This window comes from Actinosynnema sp. (genome assembly GCF_052038725.1).
The window spans coordinates 1-2,419 of the sequence record NZ_JBQGCX010000550.1 but is presented as its reverse complement, the minus strand read 5'-3'; the positions used below and the strand labels follow the sequence as shown (position 1 = coordinate 2,419).

The window sequence follows — 2,419 nt, the reverse complement described above, 5'->3', positions numbered from 1 at the left end:
CGCTCCCGCCGCGAGGTGTGGCGGATCTCCACCCGGGGGATGTACCCCAGCTGCACCGCCTGCATGGTCAGCGAGTACGCCCCCGTGATGAGCGCCTGCGAGGCGATCACCGCCGCGGACGTGGCAATGACGACGACGGGGTACAGCGCCCACTGCGGTACCATGCGAAAGAACGGGTTCTCCACCGTCTCCGGCCGGTGGATGAGCATGGCGCCCTGGCCAAAGTAGTTCAGCAGCAGGGCCGGCAGCACCACGTAGTACCACGCCAGGCGGATGGGCCGGCGGCCAAAGTGGCCCATGTCGGCGTACAGCGCCTCGCCGCCCGTCACCACCAGGAACACGGAGCCCAGCACCAGGAACCCGTTCCACCCGTTCTGGACAAAGAACCGCGCGCCGTACAGCGGGTTAACGGCCGCGAACACCGTGAGGTCGCGGGCGATGTTGACCACCCCCAGCACGGCGATGACCACGAACCACACCAGCGTCACGGGGCCAAAGATGCGGCCCACCGTGGCCGTGCCCCGGCTCTGCATGGCGAACAGCGCCACCAGGATGCCGATGGTGATGGGGATGATGTACGGCTCGAAGAGCGGCGTGGCCACCTTGAGGCCCTCCACGGCGCTCAGCACGGAGATGACGGGGGTGATCATGCCGTCGCCGTACAGCAGCGCCGTGCCGAACAGGCCCAGCATGATGAGCACCCAGCGCGGGCTGCGCGTGAGGGCGCCCACCGGCGTCACCAGCGACGTGAGCGCCAGGATGCCGCCCTCGCCGCGGTTGTCGGCCCGCAGCACGAAGATGGCGTACTTGATGGAGATCACCAGCACCAGCGCCCAAAAGATGAGCGACAGCACGCCCAGCACGTTGTCGCGCGTGGGCAGGATGCCGTGCGTGTGGTGAAACGATTCGCGCACGGCGTACAGCACGCTGGTGCCGATGTCGCCGTACACCACGCCCAGCGCGGCGAGCGACAGCGACGCCAGGTAGCGCCCCCGCGGCTCGCCCTCCGTATTTGCCTCGTCCTCCGTGGCCACCTTGTTCCTCCGGTCGAGATTGAACACTGCATTCTCACGCAGAGGGAGCAGAGGCAGCAGAGTACTTCGACTGCATCGGACGAGTCTGCTGCTTCGTCTGCGTGAGAAGGCAGTCGGGTGCTGACGGGAGGAATGTGGGGCGGCGGGCGCAAAGGCCGCACAAAGGGCGGCGGGCGGGGCGTTAAGGAATCACAAAGAACCGTCGGGGAGGTCGGCGGCGGGGACGGCGAAGGCGAAGACGCTGCCGCCGTCCGCCCGGGGCGCGTAGTGCAGCGACCCGCCCTGCGCCTCGGCCAGGCGCCGGGCGATGGAGAGGCCCAGCCCCGCCCCGCCCGACCGGGCCCCGGGGACGCGGTAGAAGCGGTCGAAGATCCGGGGCAGGTGCTCGGCCGGGATGCCGGTGCCGGTGTCGCTGACGGCGAACCGGACCGTTTTGCCGTCCCCCTCGGGCCCGGCGGCGACCCGCACCGAGCCGCCCCGGGGGGTGTGCGCCAGGGCGTTGCCGAGGAGGTTGTCGAAGACGTGCTCGATCCGCTCGCGGTCGACCAGCACCGGCCCGGCGCCGGGGGCGGTTTCGCCCGCGAGCGCGACCCCGGCGGCGGCGGCGCGGGCCTCGAACCGGGCCACGGCCTCGGCGACGAGGTCGGCCGGCCGCGCCGGGCGGAGGTCGAGCCGGACCCGGCCCTGCTCGATCCGGGCGAGGTCGAGCAGGTCGTTGACCATCGCCAGCAAACGCTCCGAGTCCTGCCGCGCCGCGAGGAGCAACTCGACCTGCTTCGGTTCGAGCGGGCCGACGGCCTCTTCGAGCAGGAGGTGGACGGCCATCTGCATGCTCGTGAGCGGCGTCTTGAGCTCGTGGCTCACCGTGGCGACCATGTCGCTCTTGAGCTGGTCGACGCGGCGGAACCGGGTCACGTCCTGGAGCACGACCGCCGCGCCCAGGGGGCCGGACTCGCCCCGCATCGCGAGCACCCGGGGCAGGAAGAACTTCTCCTGGCCGTCGTCGCGGAGGCAGACCGTCTGGTCCATGTCGGTGGGCAGGTAGCTGCCGAGCCCGCCGAGGGCATCGGCCAGGGGCGTTTGCAGGGCCGGGGGCGGGGTCCACGGGGCCGTCCCCCCGCCCGGGTCGAGCCCGAGGACGCGGTGCGCGGCCGGGTTGACCCGCTCCACGGCGCCGCCCGGGTCGACCACCACGACCGGGTCGGGGAACGAGTCGATCGTGGCCTGCGCCGTCTGCTGGGCCCGGATCAGCCGCTCGGTGCCGGCCTGGCGATACTCGCGGAGGGTCCGGGCCATCGCGTTGAAGGTCTGGGCGAGTTCGCCGAGTTCGTCGCGGGTCGTGACCGGCACCACCTGGTCGTAGTCCCCCTGCCCCAGCGCCCGGG

General features: G+C 71.5%; 2 protein-coding genes. Both read right to left on the bottom strand.

Translation table 11 applies throughout. The features are described from left to right. Nucleotides 1–1,061: KUP/HAK/KT family potassium transporter (locus tag ACTUAL_RS11085; protein ID WP_440900191.1), on the bottom strand; the 1,061-nt coding region annotated here is incomplete at its 3' end. Nucleotides 1,062–1,223: 162 nt separating this feature from the next. After that, nucleotides 1,224–2,419, bottom strand: a 1,196-nt coding sequence (locus ACTUAL_RS11080) for an ATP-binding protein (RefSeq protein WP_440900190.1), incomplete at its 5' end; no start/stop codon positions are given.